The sequence below is a fragment of the Streptomyces sp. SudanB5_2050 genome, assembly GCF_964272335.1.
Lineage (GTDB): Bacteria > Actinomycetota > Actinomycetes > Streptomycetales > Streptomycetaceae > Streptomyces > Streptomyces rochei.
On the sequence record NZ_OZ186760.1, the window covers coordinates 7,494,511 to 7,513,589 of the forward strand.

20 protein-coding genes are annotated in these 19,079 nt (G+C 73.3%); 12 read left to right on the plus strand and 8 right to left on the minus strand.

What is annotated here, in order from left to right:
- Positions 1–15 precede the first annotated feature (15 nt).
- Complete coding sequence (locus ACFZP7_RS32800) at positions 16–1,239, minus strand: phosphatidylserine/phosphatidylglycerophosphate/cardiolipin synthase family protein (protein ID WP_019328190.1); 1,224 nt, start codon at positions 1,237–1,239, stop codon at positions 16–18.
- A gap of 343 nt (positions 1,240–1,582) precedes the next feature.
- On the opposite strand from ACFZP7_RS32800, the gene ACFZP7_RS32805 reads away from it, so the two are divergent.
- The 3 genes from ACFZP7_RS32805 to ACFZP7_RS32815 are packed head-to-tail and all read left to right on the plus strand — an operon-like array spanning position 1,583 to position 4,402.
- Positions 1,583–2,602, plus strand: coding sequence for an iron ABC transporter permease (locus ACFZP7_RS32805; RefSeq protein WP_029393912.1), 1,020 nt, complete (start codon positions 1,583–1,585; stop codon positions 2,600–2,602).
- A gap of 1 nt (position 2,603) precedes the next feature.
- Positions 2,604–3,386: an ABC transporter ATP-binding protein gene (locus ACFZP7_RS32810; RefSeq protein WP_127442811.1), complete on the plus strand. Its 783-nt coding sequence runs from the start codon at positions 2,604–2,606 to the stop codon at positions 3,384–3,386.
- Positions 3,387–3,391: 5 nt separating this feature from the next.
- On the plus strand, positions 3,392–4,402 hold the full coding sequence (locus tag ACFZP7_RS32815) for an ABC transporter substrate-binding protein (RefSeq protein ID WP_019328193.1): 1,011 nt from the start codon (positions 3,392–3,394) through the stop codon (positions 4,400–4,402).
- 64 nt (positions 4,403–4,466) lie between these two features.
- On the opposite strand, the gene ACFZP7_RS32820 is transcribed toward ACFZP7_RS32815, so the two are convergent.
- Positions 4,467–5,708 carry an MFS transporter gene (locus ACFZP7_RS32820; RefSeq protein WP_385637729.1) on the minus strand — a complete coding sequence of 414 codons (1,242 nt, stop codon included), beginning with the start codon at positions 5,706–5,708 and terminating at the stop codon, positions 4,467–4,469.
- A gap of 208 nt (positions 5,709–5,916) precedes the next feature.
- On the opposite strand from ACFZP7_RS32820, the gene ACFZP7_RS32825 reads away from it, so the two are divergent.
- The 5 genes from ACFZP7_RS32825 to ACFZP7_RS32845 all read left to right on the plus strand — a co-directional run bounded on the left by ACFZP7_RS32825 (position 5,917) and on the right by ACFZP7_RS32845 (position 10,072).
- Complete coding sequence (locus ACFZP7_RS32825; RefSeq protein ID WP_385637732.1) at positions 5,917–6,669, plus strand: methyltransferase; 753 nt, start codon at positions 5,917–5,919, stop codon at positions 6,667–6,669.
- Positions 6,666–7,475 carry a Rossmann-like domain-containing protein gene (locus tag ACFZP7_RS32830; RefSeq protein ID WP_385637734.1) on the plus strand — a complete coding sequence of 270 codons (810 nt, stop codon included), beginning with the start codon at positions 6,666–6,668 and terminating at the stop codon, positions 7,473–7,475. The genes ACFZP7_RS32825 and ACFZP7_RS32830 overlap by 4 nt, the downstream gene beginning before the upstream one ends.
- Positions 7,472–8,488: a GHMP kinase gene (locus ACFZP7_RS32835; protein WP_385637735.1), complete on the plus strand. Its 1,017-nt coding sequence runs from the start codon at positions 7,472–7,474 to the stop codon at positions 8,486–8,488. Before ACFZP7_RS32830 ends, ACFZP7_RS32835 begins: the two co-directional genes overlap by 4 nt.
- Entirely contained in the window at positions 8,446–9,480 is a 1,035-nt protein-coding gene (locus ACFZP7_RS32840; protein ID WP_086875925.1) for a pyridoxal-phosphate dependent enzyme, read from the plus strand. Before ACFZP7_RS32835 ends, ACFZP7_RS32840 begins: the two co-directional genes overlap by 43 nt.
- 130 nt (positions 9,481–9,610) lie before the next feature.
- Complete coding sequence (locus tag ACFZP7_RS32845) at positions 9,611–10,072, plus strand: SRPBCC family protein (RefSeq protein ID WP_030968494.1); 462 nt, start codon at positions 9,611–9,613, stop codon at positions 10,070–10,072.
- Between the two features lie 112 nt (positions 10,073–10,184).
- On the opposite strand, the gene folE is transcribed toward ACFZP7_RS32845, so the two are convergent.
- Positions 10,185–10,868 (minus strand): GTP cyclohydrolase I FolE, encoded by a 684-nt coding sequence (gene folE / locus ACFZP7_RS32850; RefSeq protein ID WP_385637737.1) that lies wholly within the window; start codon positions 10,866–10,868, stop codon positions 10,185–10,187.
- Positions 10,869–10,929: 61 nt separating this feature from the next.
- On the minus strand, positions 10,930–11,634 hold the full coding sequence (locus ACFZP7_RS32855; RefSeq protein ID WP_385638561.1) for a helix-turn-helix transcriptional regulator: 705 nt from the start codon (positions 11,632–11,634) through the stop codon (positions 10,930–10,932).
- A gap of 85 nt (positions 11,635–11,719) precedes the next feature.
- Here ACFZP7_RS32855 and ACFZP7_RS32860 point away from each other — a divergent pair, with 85 nt between their 5' ends.
- Together ACFZP7_RS32860 and ACFZP7_RS32865 are read left to right on the plus strand one after the other, a co-directional pair.
- Entirely contained in the window at positions 11,720–12,157 is a 438-nt protein-coding gene (locus tag ACFZP7_RS32860) for a hypothetical protein (protein ID WP_031014916.1), read from the plus strand.
- 226 nt (positions 12,158–12,383) lie between these two features.
- Positions 12,384–13,358, plus strand: a complete 975-nt coding sequence (locus ACFZP7_RS32865) for an aldo/keto reductase (RefSeq protein ID WP_019328204.1) — start codon at positions 12,384–12,386, stop codon at positions 13,356–13,358.
- Here the strand turns inward: ACFZP7_RS32865 and ACFZP7_RS32870 are convergent.
- Together ACFZP7_RS32870 and ACFZP7_RS32875 are read right to left on the minus strand one after the other, a co-directional pair.
- Entirely contained in the window at positions 13,324–14,907 is a 1,584-nt protein-coding gene (locus ACFZP7_RS32870; RefSeq protein WP_385637739.1) for a PLP-dependent aminotransferase family protein, read from the minus strand. The genes ACFZP7_RS32865 and ACFZP7_RS32870 overlap by 35 nt on opposite strands.
- 9 nt (positions 14,908–14,916) lie before the next feature.
- Positions 14,917–15,312 carry a VOC family protein gene (locus tag ACFZP7_RS32875; RefSeq protein ID WP_019328206.1) on the minus strand — a complete coding sequence of 132 codons (396 nt, stop codon included), beginning with the start codon at positions 15,310–15,312 and terminating at the stop codon, positions 14,917–14,919.
- A gap of 106 nt (positions 15,313–15,418) precedes the next feature.
- Here ACFZP7_RS32875 and ACFZP7_RS32880 point away from each other — a divergent pair, with 106 nt between their 5' ends.
- Entirely contained in the window at positions 15,419–16,018 is a 600-nt protein-coding gene (locus ACFZP7_RS32880; RefSeq protein ID WP_019328207.1) for a bifunctional 2-polyprenyl-6-hydroxyphenol methylase/3-demethylubiquinol 3-O-methyltransferase UbiG, read from the plus strand.
- A gap of 20 nt (positions 16,019–16,038) precedes the next feature.
- Here the strand turns inward: ACFZP7_RS32880 and ACFZP7_RS32885 are convergent, their stop codons facing one another.
- Positions 16,039–17,211 carry an alanine--tRNA ligase-related protein gene (locus tag ACFZP7_RS32885; protein ID WP_385637742.1) on the minus strand — a complete coding sequence of 391 codons (1,173 nt, stop codon included), beginning with the start codon at positions 17,209–17,211 and terminating at the stop codon, positions 16,039–16,041.
- Positions 17,212–17,650: 439 nt separating this feature from the next.
- On the opposite strand from ACFZP7_RS32885, the gene ACFZP7_RS32890 reads away from it, so the two are divergent.
- Positions 17,651–18,115 carry a spore-associated protein A gene (locus tag ACFZP7_RS32890; RefSeq protein WP_385638564.1) on the plus strand — a complete coding sequence of 155 codons (465 nt, stop codon included), beginning with the start codon at positions 17,651–17,653 and terminating at the stop codon, positions 18,113–18,115.
- Between the two features lie 69 nt (positions 18,116–18,184).
- Here ACFZP7_RS32890 and ACFZP7_RS32895 read toward each other — a convergent pair whose 3' ends face one another.
- Positions 18,185–18,916 (minus strand): VOC family protein, encoded by a 732-nt coding sequence (locus ACFZP7_RS32895; protein WP_385637745.1) that lies wholly within the window; start codon positions 18,914–18,916, stop codon positions 18,185–18,187.
- Positions 18,917–19,079 lie beyond the last annotated feature (163 nt).

Here is a 19,079-nt window from a genome sequence, read left to right on the forward strand (position 1 = left end):
CACCGGGCCGTCCGGTCACAGGAAGCGCCGTATCGGCAGGACCGCGGCCTCCAGGGCGCGCTGGAGCGGCGCGCGCCGTCTCCACCGGGCGAGGTCGATGTCGACGCTGCGCCGCAGGTCCTCCTCGAAGTCGCGGTCGAGCTCGGCGGTGAACGCCTCGTCCAGGACCGCGAGCATGACCTCCTCGTCGTGGTCCATGGAACGGCGGTTGAAGTTGGTCGACCCGATCAGGGAGGCGACCGAGTCCACCGTGATGATCTTCGCGTGCATCATGGTCGGCTGGTACTGACGGATGCTCACCCCCGCCTCCAGCAGCCGGGTGTAGTGATGCTGGCCGGCCAACTGGCAGGCGCGCTGGTCGGTGTACGGACCCGGCAGCAGGATCTCCACCCGTACACCGCGACGGGCGGTCCGGCACAGCAGGTCGACGAAGTAGGCGTCCGGCGCGAAGTAGGCGGTGGCCAGGCGGAACCGCTCCTCGGCGGAGGTGAGCATCACCCGGATCAGGGTCTGCATGTCCTGCCAGCCGATGCTGGCGGACCCGCGCACCACCTGGACCACCGACGAGCCCGCCCGCGGGTGCGCGGTGAAGCGGTCGTGGTGGTCGAAGAGTTCGTCGTGGCATTCGGCCCAGTTCTGCGCGAAGGCCGCCGCGACGCCGTCCACCGCGGGGCCGCGCAGCCGTACGTGGGTGTCACGCCACTCCGCCGGGCCGCGGGCGTCGCCGCACCACTCCTGCGCTATCCCGACGCCGCCGGTGAAGGCGATCTGCTCGTCGACGACGAGGGCCTTGCGGTGGCAGCGGTGGTTCTGCTTGAAGGGGGAGAGCCAGAAGGGCTTGCGGAACCAGGCGACCTGAACGCCCGCGTCGTCCATGAGGTCGAGCAGCCGCTGCTCGATCTCCTTGGCCCCGAAGCCGTCGAGCAGGAGCCGTACCCGCACGCCGGCACGTGCGCGCTCGGCGAGGGCGTCGGCGAAGTCCCGGGCGATCTGGCCCCGCCAGTACACGAAGGTCATCAGGTCGATGGTGTGCTCGGCGGAGCGGATCGCGTCGAGCATCGCCGGGAAGATCTCGTCCCCGTTGCGCAGACGGCGCAACTCGTTGCCCTCGGTGGCGGCGATGCCGATCAGCCGCTCCAGCCGACGGCGCAACCGCTGTTCGCGGTCGGCGGCGTCGGATCGAGCCGCTTCGGGTGCGCTGCCCCGAGCGGTACCCGCGGAGGTGTTGTCGCTGATCACGCCGGTGCTCCTGTGTGCGAGGGGGAACTGGGCGGGCCCCCGGACGAGCCCGGAAGGCATATGCCCGCCCTCCACGGTCTCACTCCCCGCCCGGCGGGGCACGGCGGCCCGAAGCGCCGGTACGCCGATCCCGCGGGAGCCCCGGCCGCGGGCGGCGCGGGCATGCTAGATTCTCGCAACTGAACATGGTTCCCATTATCTTCAGAAAGCGTAGGTAGGCCAGGTGCCTCCGCCCTCGACCTCCGTACCGTCGGCAGACCGGGACACGGACCGACCGGACGGGCACGCCGCGACGGCGTCCGCCCCGGGGCCGCGCGGCCGGCTCGCCTCCCGAGGAGCCCTGCTGCTGGCCTGCTCCGGGCTGGCCGCGGTCCTGCTCGTCTCCGTCGTCGTCGCCATCGGCCTGGGGCCCGCGGCCATCACCCCCCAGGAGACGGCGCGTCACCTGTGGGCGGCCCTCAGCGGTGGGCGCATCGACGCGGACGAGGTGACGACGTACCAGATCATCTGGGAGATCCGGACGCCGCGCGTGCTGCTGGCGGCGCTGGTGGGCGCCGGGCTCAGCGCGATCGGCGTGGCGATCCAGGCCATGGTGCGCAACGCGCTGGCCGACCCCTTCGTCCTCGGCGTCTCCTCGGGCGCCTCGGTCGGCGCCGTCGGTGTCACGGTCACCGGCGGGCTGGCGGCCCTCGGCGTCTACGCGGTCTCCGTCGGCGCCTTCGCCGGCGCCCTGGTCGCCTCGCTGCTGGTGTACGCGGCGGCTTCCAGCCGGGGTTCGCTCTCACCCCTGCGCCTGGTCCTGACGGGTGTGGCCATGTCCCTCGGCTTCCAGGCGGTGATGAGCCTGATCGTCTACTTCGCGCCGGACAGCGAGGCGACGAGCATGGTCCTGTACTGGACGATGGGCAGCTTCGGCGCCGCGACCTGGGGCGTGCTGCCCGTCGTCGCCACCGTGGTGGTGGCGGGACTCGTGATCCTCCACCGGTACGGGCGCGTGCTCGACGTCCTCTCCCTCGGCGACGAGACCGCCGCGAGCCTGGGGGTCGGTCCCGACCGGCACCGCCGGGCGCTGCTGGTCCTGGTCTCGCTCGTCACCGGCGTCACGGTCGCCGTGAGCGGCGCCATCGCCTTCGTCGGACTCGTCATGCCGCACGTGGTGCGGATGGCCGTCGGCGCCGCGCACGCCCGCGTCCTCGCCGTGGCCCCCCTGGCCGGAGCGGTCTTCATGGTGTGGGTCGACCTGGCGGCGCGCACCCTGGCCGCCCCGCGCGAGCTGCCGCTCGGAGTCATCACCGCGCTCGTGGGGGTGCCCGTCTTCATCGCCCTGATGCGGCGCAGGGGCTACACCTTCGGAGGCCGTTGACATGGACCTGAGACTCGACGCGCTCTCCGTGGTGACCGACGGCAGGAGCCTCGTGCGCGAACTGTCCCTGGAGGTGGCGCACGGGCAGGTGGTGGGCCTGGTCGGCCCCAACGGAAGCGGCAAGTCCACCGCGCTGCGGTGCGTGTACCGGGCGCTGCGCCCCAGCTCCGGGACCGTCCGGGTGGGCGAGCGCGACCTGACCCGGCTGCCGCTGCGCGACAGCGCGCGGACCGTCGCGGCGATGACACAGGACGGCGGCGTCGACTTCGACTTCACGGTCGAGGAGGTCGTCGCGCTCGGGCGCGCACCCCACCTGCGCGGCAACCAGGCGCTCAGCCGTCGCGAACGCGAGCTGTGCGCGAGCGCGATGGACCGGCTCGACATCCGGCACCTCGCGCACCGGGGCGTCCTGACGCTGTCGGGCGGTGAGCGCCAGCGCGTCCTGCTGGCCCGCGCGCTCGTGCAGGAGCCGGAGATCCTGGTGCTGGACGAGCCGACCAATCACCTGGACGTCCGCCATCAGGTCGACCTCCTCTCGATGCTGCGCGGGTCCGGGCTGACCGTCCTCGTCGTCCTGCACGACCTCAACCTCGCCGCGGCGGCCTGCGACCGGCTCGGCGTCCTCTCCCACGGCCGACTGGTCGCCTCCGGCACGCCCGCGGAGGTGCTCACGACGCGGCTCGTCGGTGACGTCTTCGGCGTCCGGGCCAGCGTCGTCGCGCACCCGCTGACCGGCGATCCCCAGCTGTTGTACTCGCTCGACCCCCACCCGTCGAAAGGCTGATCGACATGCGCAGAACCCGAAACCCCGCCGCGGTCCGCCGGCCCGCCGCTCTGGGATCCGCCCTGGCGGCGGTCCTGGTGCTCGGCGGGTGCGGCGCCGAGGTCGAGTCGGACGGCAAGGAGGCCGGCAAGGTCACCGTCAAGCGCTGCGGTGAGCCGGTGGAGTACTCGGTGCCCCAGCGGGCCGTCGCCTACGAGGGCGGCAGCGCCGACAAGCTCTTCGCCCTGGGCCTGACCGACCATGTGTACGGCTACGTCATGCCGCCCGCCAACCCGCCGGTGAGCGAGTCCCCGTGGGCCTCCGAGTACGCCCGGGTGAAGATGCTCAGCGACGACCTCCTCAACAAGGAGGTGGTGGTCGAGGCCAAGTCCGACTTCGTCGTGGCCGGCTGGAACTCGGGCTTCAAGGACGAGCGGGGCATCACGCCCGAGATCCTCGACAAGCTCGGCATCCAGAGCTTCATGCACACCGAGAGCTGCTTCAACTACCCGGGCCACCCCGAGAGGATGAGGCCCTTCGACGCTCTCTACACGGACCTCGAACGGCTGGGCAGGATCTTCCGGGTCGAGGAGAAGGCCGCGGAGGTCGTGGCCGGCCTGAAGGAACGCGTGGCCAAGGTGAGGGCCAAAGCGCCGAAGGGTGACCCGGTGCCCGTGTTCCTCTACGACTCCGGCACCGACCAGCCCTTCACCGCGGGCAACCAGGTGCCGCCCGACGACATCATCGGCACGGCGGGCGGAAGGAACGTCTTCTCCGGTCTCGACGAGCGCTGGACCCAGGTCAACTGGGAGTCCGTGGCCGAGGCCGAACCCGAAGTCGTCGTCATCCTCGACTACGGCGACCAACCCGCCCAGAAGAAGATCGACTTCCTGAAGAAGTCGCCCCACACCAGGGGGCTCCCCGCGGTGAAGAAGGACAACTTCTTCATCCTCGACTACAACGAGGGCATCAGCGGCCCCCGCAACATCGACGGCCTGGAGAAGTTCGCCGCGTATCTGCGGGACCTCGAGCGCTGAGACACCGCCGCCCGCCGGTCCCGCGCCCCCGCGGACCCGGCGGGCGGCCGCACCGGCCGCCGCCTCAGGGGGCGCCGTCGCGCGCCGCCGGGCGGGAGAAGGCGCGGGTGCTGGGGACGAGGGCGGCGGCGGCCGGCGCCGCGAAGCAGACGACCGCGCAGCCCGCGAGGACCCACGTGGCGCCGAAGGCGTCGATGGCGGGCGCGATGACGGCGAGTCCGACCGGGGCGAGGCCGTAGGAGAGCAGGAAGTCCAGGGAGGAGACCCGGGCCAGCTTGTCCGGCGCGACCTCGCGCTGGGCGGCGGTGAACCACGGCACGTTGAACAGCTCGATGCCGAGGCCCGCCACGGCGTAGGCCGTCATCACGACGACCGGGTGCACCGGGAAGACGAGGCTCAGCGGGGCGAATCCGTAGGCCGCGAGCCCGGCCAGCGCGGCCCAGCCCGGATTGCGGGGCCGCAGGCGCGCGATGATCAGCGCACCGGCCAGCGCTCCCGCGGTGTACGCGGTCATCGCGCCCGCGAGCACGACCTCCGTGCCGTACTCGTCCCTGCTGACCATGGGCAGGGCCACCCCGGTCGCCGAGTAGCCCGTGGCTATGACGGCCGTCAGCGCGCCGAGCCCGGCGAGGAACCACGGGTGGCGCCGGGCCTCGCGGACGCCCTCGGCGAACTCGGCGAGGAACGGCGTCCTGCCGGGACCGTCGGCCGCGCCCCGGGGCGGTCGGTCGGCGATGACCGCCCGGGTGCCGCTTCCGGGGACGCACGCGGCGACGAGCCAGAGCAGTCCGATGCCCACCAACAGCGCCCAGGTGTCCAGGAAGGCGGCGAGCAGGGCGGCCAGCGAGGGCCCCACGAGCGTGGTCACCCGCACCGCCAGCGTCATGGCCGCGTTGGCCTGCTGCCTGCGGTCGGCGTCCACCACCTCGGCGGTCAGGGCCTGGTAGGCGGGCCGGCAGGCGCCCTGCCCCGCACCGGCCACCGCGGCGCCCGCCGCCATCAGCAGCACCGAGCGGTCCAGGCCCGCGGCGATCACCGGCGCCGCGGCACCGGCGGCCAGGCCCGCCCACAGGACGACGCCCCGGCGCGAGTACCGGTCCGCCAGCACTCCGGCCACGGGGACCGCGGCGAGGAACCCCGCGGTGCGTGCGGCGAGAAGCAGTCCGAGATCGGTGGCCGCGAGAGCCCGGTCGAAGACCGCGAGGCCCAGCACGAAGGGCAGGGCCCAGGTGGCGAGTCCCGAGGCGGTGGCGCCCGTCCAGAGGCGGAGGAAGGCAAGGTCCAGGAGGATCGAAGGCTGTTTCACGCGAGGTGCCTTTGTGGGTGTGGGCGGGGCGGGTGGGGTCGGCACGAGGGCGCGCTCCTGTCGTGTACGGGGTCGAGGGCCGGGTGCGGACCGGCCGCGAGGCAGACTATCGCAATGACAATCATTTCCATTAAGGTGCTCTCGGCCCGCTGCGGGACCTCTCCCGACGCGGACCTGAGACCACGTCGACGACCACCCAAGGACCCCCATGGACCTCACGACGACCGCTTCCGCCCTGCTCGAACAGTTGCCCCCGCCCCTCCCCGCCGACCGGATCATCGCCCTCAACCAGCCCAAGGCGGACCTGCACACGACCCGTTCCTACGAGTGGAACGGCTGGACCTTCGCCGTCCCGCCCGGCGTCTTCGTCCCGGGCTGGACCAGCCGGCTGATCCACGAACGGCTGCTCGACGGCCGGATCGAGACCCGCGGCCGCCGCTACGCCGCCATGGGCGTCGGACTCGGCGTCGAGGCCGTGGCCGCGGGGCTGCGGGGAGCCACGGAGATCCACGCGATCGACGTCCACCCGCCGAGCGTGGCCGCCGCCACCCGCCACTACCGGCGGCTCGTCGGCGAACGCCCGGACACCGCCTTCCACCCGCTGGTGAGCGACGTCTTCGACGCGCTCCCGGACGAAGTCCGCCTGGACGTCGTCACCTTCAACCCGCCCGCCGTCAGCCAGACCGTCAGCGACGACCCCGACGTCGTCCGCAACGTGTGCGTGGGCGCGCCGCTCCTCGCCAGGTTCTTCGCCCAGATCGTGGAACGGGACCTCCTCGCCCCCGACGGCGAGATCTACCTCATCGCCTCCAACACCGCCGACCTGCGGGCGATCGTGCGGCACGCCCTCGACCACGGACTCAGCCCCCGCGTCGACCACCTGCACGACTGGCGGGACGGCGTGCTGACCTTCCTCTTCCGCATCACCCACGACACGCCCCGCACCGGAGGGCAGCGATGAAGAACACCGACGAACTCCTGGCCGGCGTCCTGGCGGGCGAGCACGGTCCCCGTCCCGACGGACTGGTGGCCACCAGCGTGTTCTGGGTCCACCACGGCACCCGGCTGGCCGGCGGGAACACCACGTACCTCAACCAGTACGTCCTCGTCCGTCTGGGCGGTGCCTTCGGCGGCTGTGCCTTCGAAGCGGGCGAGGTCGACCCCTCCGTGTGCCGCGACGCCTCCGGCACCCCGCTCGACACCCTGCTGCGCGAGGCGCCCCGCCCGCTGCGGATCGCCGCGCTCGACGCCTACCTCGGTGCGGCACGACCGCACCGCGAGGCGGCCGCGGCGGAACGGGTCACCCTGCCCGCCGGTACGCCCGAGATCCGGGCGAGGGCCCGGGACGAGGCCATCGCCGGGCTCCTGGACATCCCGGCCGGCGCGCGGGTCGCACTGATCGGGGTGGTCGACCCGCTCGTCGCCGCCATCCGTGAGCGCGGCGGCACGCCCCTGCTCTGCGACTTCAACCTGCGCACCACCCGGTGGGGCGACCCGGTCGCCGACGACATGCACGAGGTGCTCGACACCGCCGACGCGGTGGTCGCCACCGGCATGACCCTGGGCAACGGCAGCTTCGACACCATCGTGGCCCGTTGCCGCGAACGCGGCGTGCCCCTGGTGGTCTACGCCCAGTCCGGCAGCGCCGTGGCGCGCGCGTTCCTCGGGGCGGGGGTGACCGCCCTGTCCGCGGAACCCTTCCCCTTCTCCCAGTTCAGCGCGGAACCCACGACCCTGTACCGCTACCGGGCGGCGGCCACCGCATGACGGCTGCCACCCGCCGGTCGGCCCGGCCCGACGCCGCCGCCCGCGGCGCGACGGGTACCGGCCGCGCCGCCGCCCACCACGGCGAGATCCTGCAGGGCGTCTTCCTCGACGAGCGCCGCCGCCCCTGCCACGGACTGGTCACCCTGCCGGTCGTCGGGCGGGGGAGCACCGCCCGCTTCACCCAGCGGCCCGGATGCCCGCCCGAGGAGGTGACGGTCTCGCCGGCCGGCCGGACCAAGGCGCGGGCGGCGGCCGTCCTCGCCGTGCACGCGTGCGCGGCGCGCCGCCGCCGCGAACCGTGCGGCGGGGAACTGGTGCTCACCGGAGACCTCCCCGTCGGACTCGGCATGGGCTCGTCCACCAGCGACGTCATCGCCACGGTGCGCGCGGTCGCCGCCTCGTGGGGCCTGCTGCTGCCGCCCCGGACGATCGCCCGGATCGCGGTGCGCGCCGAGGGTGCCAGCGACCCCCTGATGCACGGATCACGTCCGCTGCTCTTCGCCCAGCGTGAGGGCCGGGTCCTGGAAACGCTCGGCACCGCCCTGCCGCCCGCCGTGGTGGTCGGGTGCGCGCTCGGCGGTGGGGAACCGGTCGACACCCTCTCGCTCCCCGCCCCCGACCACGGCGAGGACCTCCACGCCTACGAGCACCTGCGGCGCATGCTCCGCCGGGCGGTGACCGACGCCGACACCGCGCTGCTCGGCCGGGTGAGCACGGCCAGCGCCCGGATGCGGCAACGCGTCCTGCGGCACCGGGAGTTCCCGGCGCTCACCGGCATCGCCGACAGCACGGGCGCCGCCGGTGTCCAGATCGCCCACAGCGGCAACGTGGCGGGCCTCCTCTACGACCCCCGCACCCCCGGCCTGCACCGCCGGCTGCGCCGCTGCGCCCGCGCCCTGGACCGCGCAGGCATCCCGCAGACCCGGACCTTCACCACGTTCGCGACCCCCCACCAGCGAGGAGTTCCCCCGTGGACGCACACATCTCGGACGCCGTCGGCCGACCGGACCTGATACGCCTCGACGGCGAACTCGTCTGCCTGCGCTTCGAGACGATGAAGGTCGTCTCGGCCCTGGCCGCCGTGCGCCACCTGCTCGACACCGGAGCGGTACGCCGCGGGGACACCCTCGTCGACAGCTCCAGCGGCATCTACGCCTACGCCCTCGCCCTGGCCTGCCACCGCTACGGCATGCGCTGCCACATCGTCGGCTCCACCACCGTCGACCACACCCTGCGCACCCAACTCGACGTGCTCGGCGCGCACCTGGAGCAGATGCGGCCCACCGCCGACCTCAAACTGGACCAGAGCCGCCGGGTCGCCCGCGTCCGGGAGATCCTGCGCGACCACCCCGACTACCACTGGATGCGCCAGTACCACGACGACGTCCACTACCTCGGCTACGAGGCCGTCGCCGAGCGGATCCTGGCGGAGACGGACGGCGGACCGCTGGTCCTCGTCGGCGGCGTGGGCTCGGGGGCCTCCACCGGCGCCCTCGCCCACTATCTGCGGAAACGTTCCGTCGATGTGCGGCTCGTCGGTGTCCAGCCGTACGGGAGCGTCACCTTCGGCAGCGAGCACGTCGCCGACCCGGAGATCATCATCGCCGGGATCGGCAGTTCCATCCCCTTCGGCAACGTCCGTCACGACCACTACGACACCGTTCACTGGGTGGCCTTCGACGCCGCCCTCGCGGGCAGCGTCGACCTGCTGCGCCGGCACGCCGTCTTCGCCGGACTCTCCACCGGGGCCGCCTACCTCGCCGCCCGCTGGGAACGGGGCGAGGACCCCGGCCGGACGGTCCTGTTCATCGCGGCCGACACCGGTCACCGCTACGTCGACACCGTCTTCGGCCGGCACCGGGAGGCGGCGCGGGTCGATGACCTGGCGCCCCGTCAGGTGCGCGGTACGGACGAACTCGTTCTGCCGTGGTCGCGCATGAGCTGGAACGGCTCACCCGCTCCCGAGGCGGCGGTCCCGCGCGAACGGGGCGGTGGGCGGAGGTGAGCGGCGACACGGGCCGGCGCCGCCCGGACGTTACAGGCGTGTTCCCGGGGTACCCGCGTGGGCGTGCCGAGGCCGCTCGCCGGTCCTCGGCGCGGAGCACGACGCATCCGGTAGAGAGGAAGGTTGTCAGATGAGCACGGTCAAGGAAGCGGTGGAAGTCGAGGTCCCCGTGCACACCGCCTACAACCAGTGGACGCAGTTCGAGGAGTTCCCGCGGTTCATGGAGGGGGTGGAGAAGGTGACGCAGCTCGACGACCGCCGCAACCACTGGACCACCCAGGTCAGCGGCGTGAAGCGCGAGTTCGACACCGAGATCGTCGACCAGCTCCCCGACGAGCGCATCACATGGCGCACCACCACGGGGGACACCCGGCAGAAGGGCACGGTCCGCTTCCAGCGCCTGGACGACACGCACACCAGGGTCGAGCTCGTCATGGAGGTCGAGCCCACCGGTGTCGCCGAGAAGACCGGCGACATGCTGGGCGTGATCGACCGGCGGGTCAAGGGGGACATGCACCGCTTCAAGGAGTACATCGAGGGCCGCGGCGGCGAGACCGGTGCGTGGCGCGGGCGCATCCGGCCGGGGGAGTGACCCAGGCCCTACCCCGTATCGCGGAGCCGGTGCCGGCGGGCGGACGAGCCGCCGGCACCGGCTCCGCGCGCGTCTGCTCCCCGCCCGCCGACCGGAGAGCCGGGGACACGGCTCAGGACGACAAGCCGGTCAGGGACAGGAACTCGGCGCGGGAGCGGGCGTCGTGGCGGAAGGAGCCGAGAAGGGTCGAGGTCAGGGTGGTGGAGCCGGTGGCCCGGACCCCGCGCAGGGTCATGCAGCTGTGCTCCGCCTCGATCACCACGCCGACGCCCTTGGGCGCGAGGTGGGTGTCCAGCCAGTCGGCGACCTGCTTGGTGAGGCGTTCCTGGACCTGGGGGCGGCAGGCGAAGTGCTCCACGACGCGGGCGAGTTTGGAGAGCCCGAGGATGCGGTCGCCGGGCAGGTAGCCGACGTGGGCGGTGCCGACGACGGGCAGCATGTGGTGCTCGCACACCGACCGGACGGGGATGCCGCGCGCCAGCACCAGCTCGTCGTAGCCCTCGTCGTTGGGGAACGTGGTGAGGTCGAAGGGGCGGGGGCTGAACAGCTCGGCGTAGGCGCGGGCCATGCGGCCGGGGGTGTCGCCCAGACTCTCGCCGTCGAGGTCGACGCCGAGCGCCCGCAGGAAGCGGGCCGCGGCGCCTTCGGCTTCGGCCAGGTCGACGCCGTCGGTGTCGTGGACGACGCGCAGCGGACTGACCGAGGCGGTTGTCCGCGGGCCAGGCGGACCGGCGGGGGAGGCGGGCGGCCCGGCGTGGGGCGTCGCGTGGTCGGTGGCCGGTGCGGCGAGGTCCATCACGTGCTCCTCGGACGAAGGGGAAGGTGAGCGGGGCGGGGGCGTCGGACGGCGGCCCCGGTCAGGACGCGGGGGCGGGTGCGGCGGAGGCCGGTTCCAGGCGGACGCAGCAGTGGTCGGGGGCGGGTGCCAGGCGGGGCCGCAAGCCAGTGTCCCCGAGCCCTTCCAGGACCCCGCCGAGCAGGTGGAGGTTCATGCCGCACACCGTCCGGGTGTGGTCGCGGGCGAGCGCGTGGAAGGGACAGTTGCCCAGCACGACGGCGTCACCCTCGTGGCGCGGCTCGAAGCCGTTCTCCTCCAGCAGGGCGAAGACGTCCGTCCGCGTGCGGCCGGCGAGCCGGACGCCGAGTTCCCGGGCCTTGCGGTGCAGGACCTCCCGCACCGGCTCCCCGGTGGCCTCGGACTCCTCCAGCGCCTGGGCGAGGAGCCGTCCGGCCAGTTCGTAGTGGCGCTCGGGCAGGCTGACGGCGACCTGCTTGGCGGAGCGCTTGTAGAGCTTCGCCGGGCGGCCGGCTCCCGGGCCGGTGCGCCCGCTGCGCCGCTCGTAGACGACGTCGAGCAGCGACTCGTCGGCCAGGCGGTCCAGGTGGAAGGCCGCGGTCTGGCGGGCGAGTCCGAGCGCCGAGGCGGCCTCGTCGCGGCTGACCGGCGCCGGCTGCCGCACGACGTGGTCGTACAGCCTCCTGCGGGTCGGCTCGTCGAGCGCGGCGACGGCGGAGACGTCGGTGCCGGGTCCTTGTCCTTCTTTCGGGTGCTCCATGAACACCAGTGTAAAACCCACATCCATTGACTATAGATGCCCCGCGCGCTTCTATCGATAGTGAGAGTTGTCGATAGAAGAGAGGGTCGTCATGTCGTCCGCAACCACACCCCACACCTCCGCCGCACCCGGGCGGTCCGCACTCGCCGATCCCGGCTACCAGGCGTTCGTCATCCTGCGCGCCGGGTTCACGGTGGCGCCGATCCTGTTCGGGCTGGACAAGTTCGCCGACCTGCTCGTGGACTGGCCCGTCTACCTCGCGCCGTGGATCGACGACCTCGTCCCCGGCAGCGCTCAGGCGGCGATGTACGCGGTCGGTGTCGTCGAGATCGTCGCGGGACTGGTCGTCGCCGTCGCCCCGCGCTTCGGCGGCTGGCTGGTCGCCGGATGGCTCGCCGGGATCATCGTGAACCTGCTGACCGTCCCCGGCCACTACGACATCGCGCTGCGCGACTTCGGGCTGCTGCTCGCCGCGGTCGCGCTGGCCAGGCTGGCCCAGCGCTACCGCGGTGGGCGGCCGGCGCGGTGACGGCAGCCTCCGCAAGCGGGGACCACGGTGTCGCCGCCCTGTGACGGCGACACCGTGGCCCGGCCGGGCGGGCCCGGTACCGGCGCCGTCGGTCCGCACGGCGGAATCGGTCCGGTTTTCCGGTGCCGGATCGGACCGGGACTCCGGGCCGATCCGTCCCTACGGTGGAGCCGTTCCTGACCGAGCCCGCACGTCGTGACGTGCGGGGAAGACCGAGGTGACACCGATGCTCCGACGCCGAGTCGGGGGGCCCTCCGGCCCCCTCGTCAGCGCCCTGTGCCTGGGCGCCCTGCCCTTCGGCACCACCGTGGACCAGAAGACGTCGTTCGCCATCCTCGACCGGTTCGTCGAGGCCGGAGGCGATCTCGTCGACACCGCCGACAACTACGCCTTCTGGGCCCCCGGCGGGACCGGCGACGAGAGCGAGCGGACCATCGGCCGCTGGCTGGCCGACCGCCGCCGGTACGACGACGTGGTGATCTCCACCAAGGTGGGCGCCCGGCCCACCGTCCCCGGCACCGGCCTGGAGACGGCCGAGGGACTGTCGGCACCGGTGATACGCAAGGCCGCGGAGGACAGCCTGCGACGCCTGGGCACTGACCGCATCGACGTGTACTGGACGCACATCGAGGACCGGTCCGTCCCCCTGGAGGAAACACTCGGGGCCCTCGACGGCCTGGTCGGCGACGGCAAGGTGGCGGTGCTCGGCTGCTCCAACCACGCCACCTGGCGCACCGAGCGGGCCCGCGCGACCTCCCGGGCCCACGGCTGGACGGGCTACACCTGTGTGCAGCAGCGCTACTCCTACCTCCAACCGCGCCTCGACATCGGACTGCCGGAGGGCGGACACGTCCATGCCACCGCCGAACTCCTCGACTACGTGCGCGCCGAGCCCGACCTGACGCTGATGGCCTACTCGTCGCTGCTGTCGGGCGCGTACACACGGCCGGACAAGTCCCTGCCGGCCGCCTACGACCACCCCGGCACCGGACAGCGCCTGACCGCCCTGCGGGAGGTGGCCGCCGAGCTGGGCGCCACGGTCAACCAGGTGGTACTGGCCTGGCTGCTCGGCGGCGACCCGCCGGTGATCCCGATCGTGGGCGTGAGTTCCGTCGAGCAACTGGACGAAGCGCTGGGCGCCGTCGCACTGGAACTGCCCGTCGAACTCAGGGCGCGCCTCGACCACGCCGCACGGGGCTGACCGAGGCGCGGCCCGACCCGGGCGCCCACCTCACGTCAGCCCGCCGGCTCCCGTCACCCCCGTCGCCGAGGCTGCCCCGGTCGCGCTCGCGGTCGCGCTCGTGGACGCCGCCGTGGCGGTGCTCGCGGTCCTGGCCCCGGCGCCGGGCCGCGGCGACGGCCTCCGCCAGGCGCCGCACGGCACCGGGCACGGCCTGGTCCGCCAGATTCCCGTACCCGAGGACCAGCGTCCGGCCGGCCGCGTCCGAGGTCCGCACCATGCGGTGGTCGTCGAGGTCCGCCAGCCTCACGTCCCGCCGGGCCGCCTCCTCGACCACCACGGCGGCCGAGCAGTCCGGCAGGGACAGCAGCAGATGGAAACCGGCCGCCGCCCCCGACACCGGCAACCCGGGCAGCGACGCCGCGAGTTCGGCCAGCAGGCGGTCCCGCCGCCGTTTGTAGCGCAGCCGCGACGCCCTCAGGTGCCGGTCGTAGGCCCCCGCGGCCAGGAAACGGGCGAACGCCTCCTGGTCGATCACGGGCGGCGGCATGCCTCCGACGTGCTCCGCGCCGAGGACGGCGGACCAGTGGGGCGGGGCCACCGCCCAGCCGATCCGCAGGGCCGGCGAGAGGGTCTTGCTGACCGAACCCATCAGCACGACGTGCTCCGGGGCCATGCCCTGCAGGGCCCCCACGGGATGGCGGTCGTAGCGGAACTCGGCGTCGTAGTCGTCCTCCAGCACCAGGCCGTCGACCTCGCGGACCCAGGCGACCAGCTCGGCACGGCGGGCCGGGGCGAGGACCACACCGGTCGGGAACTGGTGGGCCGGGGCGACGATCACCGACCGGACCTGCCGCGCCCGTCGCAGCAGGTCCACCCGCAGGCCGTCACCGTCCACCGGCACCGGGACGGGGACGAGGCCCGCCGCCCTGACGGTGGCGCCCAGCCGCGACCAGCCGGGGTCCTCCACGGCCACATGGGTGTGGCCCTCCGCCCGCAGGGCGCGGCACAGCCGGAGCACCGCGTCGAGCGTGCCGGCGCAGACCACGAGCTGCCGGGCGTCCAGCGACGCGCCGCGCCCGCGTACCAGGTACGCGGCGAGCCGCTGCCGGAGGCGGGCGAGACCGGCCGCGTCGGGATATCCCAGCTCGGCCCACTCCAGGGTGCCGGTGGCCTCCCGCACCGCCTCGGCCCATCGTCTGCGGGGAAACGCCCGCAGGTCGGGAACGCCCGGCAGCAGGTCGAACTCCGGCTCCCAGCGCGCGGCGACGGCACCGCCGGCCTCCGGGGCGGCGACGGCGCCCGCCCGGACCCTGGTGGCCGAGCCGCTGCGCGCCTCCAGGTACCCCTCGGCGACGAGCTGGGCGTACGCCTCCGTCACCACCCACCGCGAGCACCCCAGGTCCGCCGCGAGGCTCCGGCTCGGCGGCAGCGCGCTGCCGGAGGCGATGCGCCCGCCGGTCACCGCGGTCCGCAGGGCTCGGGCCAGCCGCACGTGCAAGGACCCGTCCGCCGGATCGCCCAGCTCCAGGAAGGTGCCCCAGGCCGAGTCCGTACGATCGTCCGCCACGCCCGCGGCCTAGTCCCGCGGGGCCAGGGTGCGCAAGACGCAGAACTCGTTGCCCTCGGGGTCCGCCATCACCACCCAGTTCCGGTCGGGTCCCTGGCCCACGTCCCGCTTGGTGGCGCCGAGACCGAGCAGCCTGGTCACCTCCTCGTCGGTGCCGCGGTCGACCGGGCTGACGTCGAGGTGGAGCCGGTTCTTGACGGTCTTCTCCTCGGGCACCCGGACGAACAGCAGCGTGGGCGCCGCCTGCCGGGCGCGGACCTCCTCGACGGTCGGTGTCCAGGAGCCGATCTCGACCTTGTCCTCACTCCGGTCGATCACTCGGAAATCGAGGACCTCGCACCAGAAGGCCGCGAGCCTCTCCGGATCGTGACAGTCGACGGCCAACTCGGTGAACCTGCTTGTCATGACTCCCCTTCGAGGACGGACCTCCGGTAAGGACGGAGAGCAGCGTACGGGCATGACGCCACGGTGCGAGCCGCCGGTCGACCGCCTCCCCTTTAGGCTTGCCCCCATGAACCGATGGGAGCAGCTGACCGGTGGCACGTCCGGTGAGCAGTACGCCGCCCGCTTCGCGGAACTCGCCGACCGCGGACAGGACGTGCACGGCGAGGCACGCCTGTGCGCCGCGCTGGTGCCGCCCGGGTCCCGGGTGCTGGACGCCGGCTGCGGCACCGGGAGGGTCCTCGTCGAACTCGCCCGGCTCGGCTACGACGGGGTGGGGGTGGACCGCGACGCCTCCATGCTGGCCGTCGCGCGTCGCAGCGCCCCCCGGCTGACCTGGGTGCAGGCGGACCTGGCCGACCTCGACCCGTCCACCGCGGGCGCCGGCTTCGACCTCGTCGTCGCCGCCGGCAACGTCTTCCCGCTCCTCGCGCCCGGCACCGAGGGCGCCGTGGCCGCCGCGCTGGCCGGGGTCCTGCGGCCGGGCGGTCTGCTCGTCGCCGGCTTCGGCCTGGACCGGGAGCACCTTCCCGTGCCCCCCGGCCTCACGCTGGCCGAGTACGACGGCCACTGCGCCGCGGCCGGCCTCACCCTCACCGACCGCTTCGCCACCTGGGACGCCGACCCCTACGAGGGCGGCGGCTACGCGGTCAGCGTCCACCGCCGCTGACCGAACGGCGGGCCGGGGCGTCATCCTTCGCGCAGGCTCGTCACCAGTTCCCGCGGCAGGCCGTGGGTGTCGTGGAGGTAGCGGAAGTCCTCCTCTCCCAGCGGGCCCCGGAACCGAGGCCGGGCGAGCACTTTCCGGCCGCGCTCCAGAAGCCGGCGGAACCCGTGCTCCTCCTCCAGCAGCAGCCGGCGCACGGGCTCGGGGCCGCCCACCTGACGGAAGTGGTCCAGTGTGTGCGACAGCGGTTCGCGCGGGAGGTCGCCGAGTCCGCGCGAGGGGTCGTCCCGCCACAGCACGGTGAGTACCCGGCGCACCAGACGCCGCAGCACATAGCCCCGTCCGGTGGGGGCCGGGCGTACCCCGTCGCCGATGATCACGACGGCCGAGCGCAGGTGGTCGCAGACCAGCCGCAGCGACGGTTCCTGAAGGGGCCACAGGGCGGGCACGAGACGCCGCCACGGTTCGAAGACGTCGCACTCGAAGACCGACGAGGCGCCCTGCAGCAGCGAGGCGAGGCGTTCCACACCGAGGCCGGTGTCGACGTTGCGCTGCGGCAGGGGCACGAGGCGGCCGTCGTCGAGTCGGCGGTAGCGCATCATGACGTGGTTCCACACCTCCACCCAGCGGTCGTCCCGGGTGGGCGTGGAGTGCGGCGGAGGCGGGGTGTCGCCCGTCCACAGGAAGATCTCCGAGTCGGGTCCGCAGGGGCCGACCGGCCCGTTGGACCACCAGTTGTCCTCCACCGTCCGTTCCACGGACACCCCCCGCTCCCGCCACAGCCGGAGCGAGTCGGTGTCCGGCCCGACCTGCTCGTCGCCACCGAACACGGTGGCGTGCAGCAGGCCCGGATCGATGCCCAGTCCTTCGGTGAGCAGCCGGTAGCCCCAGTCGAGGCTCTGCCGTCCCTCGTAGTCGCCCAGCGACCAGGTACCCAGCATCTGGAAGACGGTCAGGTGGGTGCTGTCGCCGACCTCGTCGAGGTCCGTGGTGCGCAGGCACCGCTGCACGTTGACCAGCCGCCGGCCCGAGGGATGCGGGCGGCCCTCCAGATACGGGGTGAGCGGGTGCATGCCGGACGTCGTGAACAGCACCGGGTCGCCGGGCGGCGGCAGCAGCGTCGAGCCGGTGATCGGGCGGTGGCCCTGCTCCTCGTAGTACTCGACGAACGTACGGATCAGGTGCTCGGTGTCCATGGGGTGACTCCTTCGCGTGGTGGCAAACGAGGCACCGGAGAACCGGAGAACGAGACCGTGCGGGCGGTGGGGCGAGGCGCGGGAGGACAGGGCACCGCACGACCGCCGGCGGTCCGTTTCCGGTCGCCGGCGGGAAAGGGGAGGAGGTCAGGCGGCGGCAACCGGCGAGCTGGTCGCTCGCGCGGTCATGAGGAGGCTTCGCCCGATGACGTTCATGTCCCCCAAGGTAACGCCTCCCGCGGAGGGCGGGCACCCGATTAACGCCGGGGCCCCGTCACCCCTGCCTGATGGCGGTACGCGGTGATCCGCACGCGAATGGCCGTAAACAGCCGTCAACGGCGTACAACCACCGAACGGGCGCAAAGGTCTCCATAGGTGGCTTCGGCAACACCATGGGGAGGCCAGTCCGTTCAGGGATCGAGGTGCCATGAAGCGTTCCATGAAGACCGTGGGAGCATCGTTGACCGCCGTCGTGGCGGTGGGGGCGGGGCTGCTGGCGGCGGCTCCGGCCGCCGGTGCCGCCACCACCGGTGCGACGGCGTCGTACAACGGGGTCTGCGGCTCCGGCTACAAGGTGGTGAACTCCATGCCGATCGGCGGCGCCGGCACGGTGCATCTCACCTACAACTCGGCGTCCGGCAAGAACTGCACCGTCACCGTTCGGAACAGCACCGGCTCACCGACGTACATGGTGGCCTACGTGCGCAACATCGACAGCGGTGAGGACCAGTACGACGAGGGCGAGTACCGCTCGTACGCGGGTCCCGTGTACGTCTCGGCGCGCGGCGCCTGCGTGGAGTGGGGCGGCGTCATCGGCAACCTGCAGGCGTGGAACTACGGCTCCAACTGCGGTGCGCTCGCGGCCGGGGCGCCGCAGAAGGACTGGTTCGCCGGCGACCGGTGAGCCGACGCCACCGGAACGACGGACGGGCGGGGTCCTGCCGAACGGCGGGGCCCCGCTTCCCGTTGCCGGTCACCGGCGTGCCAGCAGGCGGAACTCGTTGCCGTCGGGATCGGCCAGCACCACTTCGCCCTCGCCCGGCCCGCCCGGCCCGCCGGACTCGCCGGCGGCGACGCGCTCGGCGCCGAGGGAGAGCAGACGCTCGACCTCAGCCTCCAGATCGTCGTCGGCCATGAGGTCGAAGCGCAGGTCCTTGCCGGCGTCGGGCATCAGCGGCGGTCCGCCCCACGTGATCTTCGTGCCGCCGTCCGGCGACTGGATCGCGGTCTCCTCGTCCTGGTCCCACACCAGCGGCCAGCCCAGGGCCCGGCTCCAGAAGCGACCCACCGCCCGGGTACCGTCGCAGGCCAGCGCTCCGAGGAGGCCGCAGCCGGCGAGGAAGCCGTTGCCCGGTTCGAGGACGCAGAACTCGTTGCCCTCGGGGTCGGCGAGCACCACGTGGGAGGCGTCCGGCCCCTGGCCGACGTCGGCGTGTCGCGCACCGAGGTCCAGCGCCCCGGCCACGGTTCGCCGCTGGTCCTCCGGGCTGGAGCTGGTCAGGTCGAAGTGCGCCCTGTTCTGGGCGGTCTTCGGCGCCCGGGTGGGGCGGAAGCCGAGCCGGTACCCGGCGTCGTTGCCGGACAGCAGTGAGACGCCGCCGTACGGGTCGTCCGTTCTCTCCGCGCCCAGGAGACCCGACCAGAAACGGGCCAGCAATTCCGGCTGGTGTGCGTCGAAGGAGATGGCGAAGAGTCGGCTGCTCATGGCCCCACACTTCCTCGGTCCGTCGAGTGCCAGCGGTTGGCAGGGCACCGAGTCGGCGCCTCGAGCGCGGATCCTACGGGCCGGCCGGCCCCGACCGCAGCCGAGTATCGAGAGGCCGGCCGCGGCTCCGGCGGCTCGACGGCGCCCCGGAAAACCGATGGCG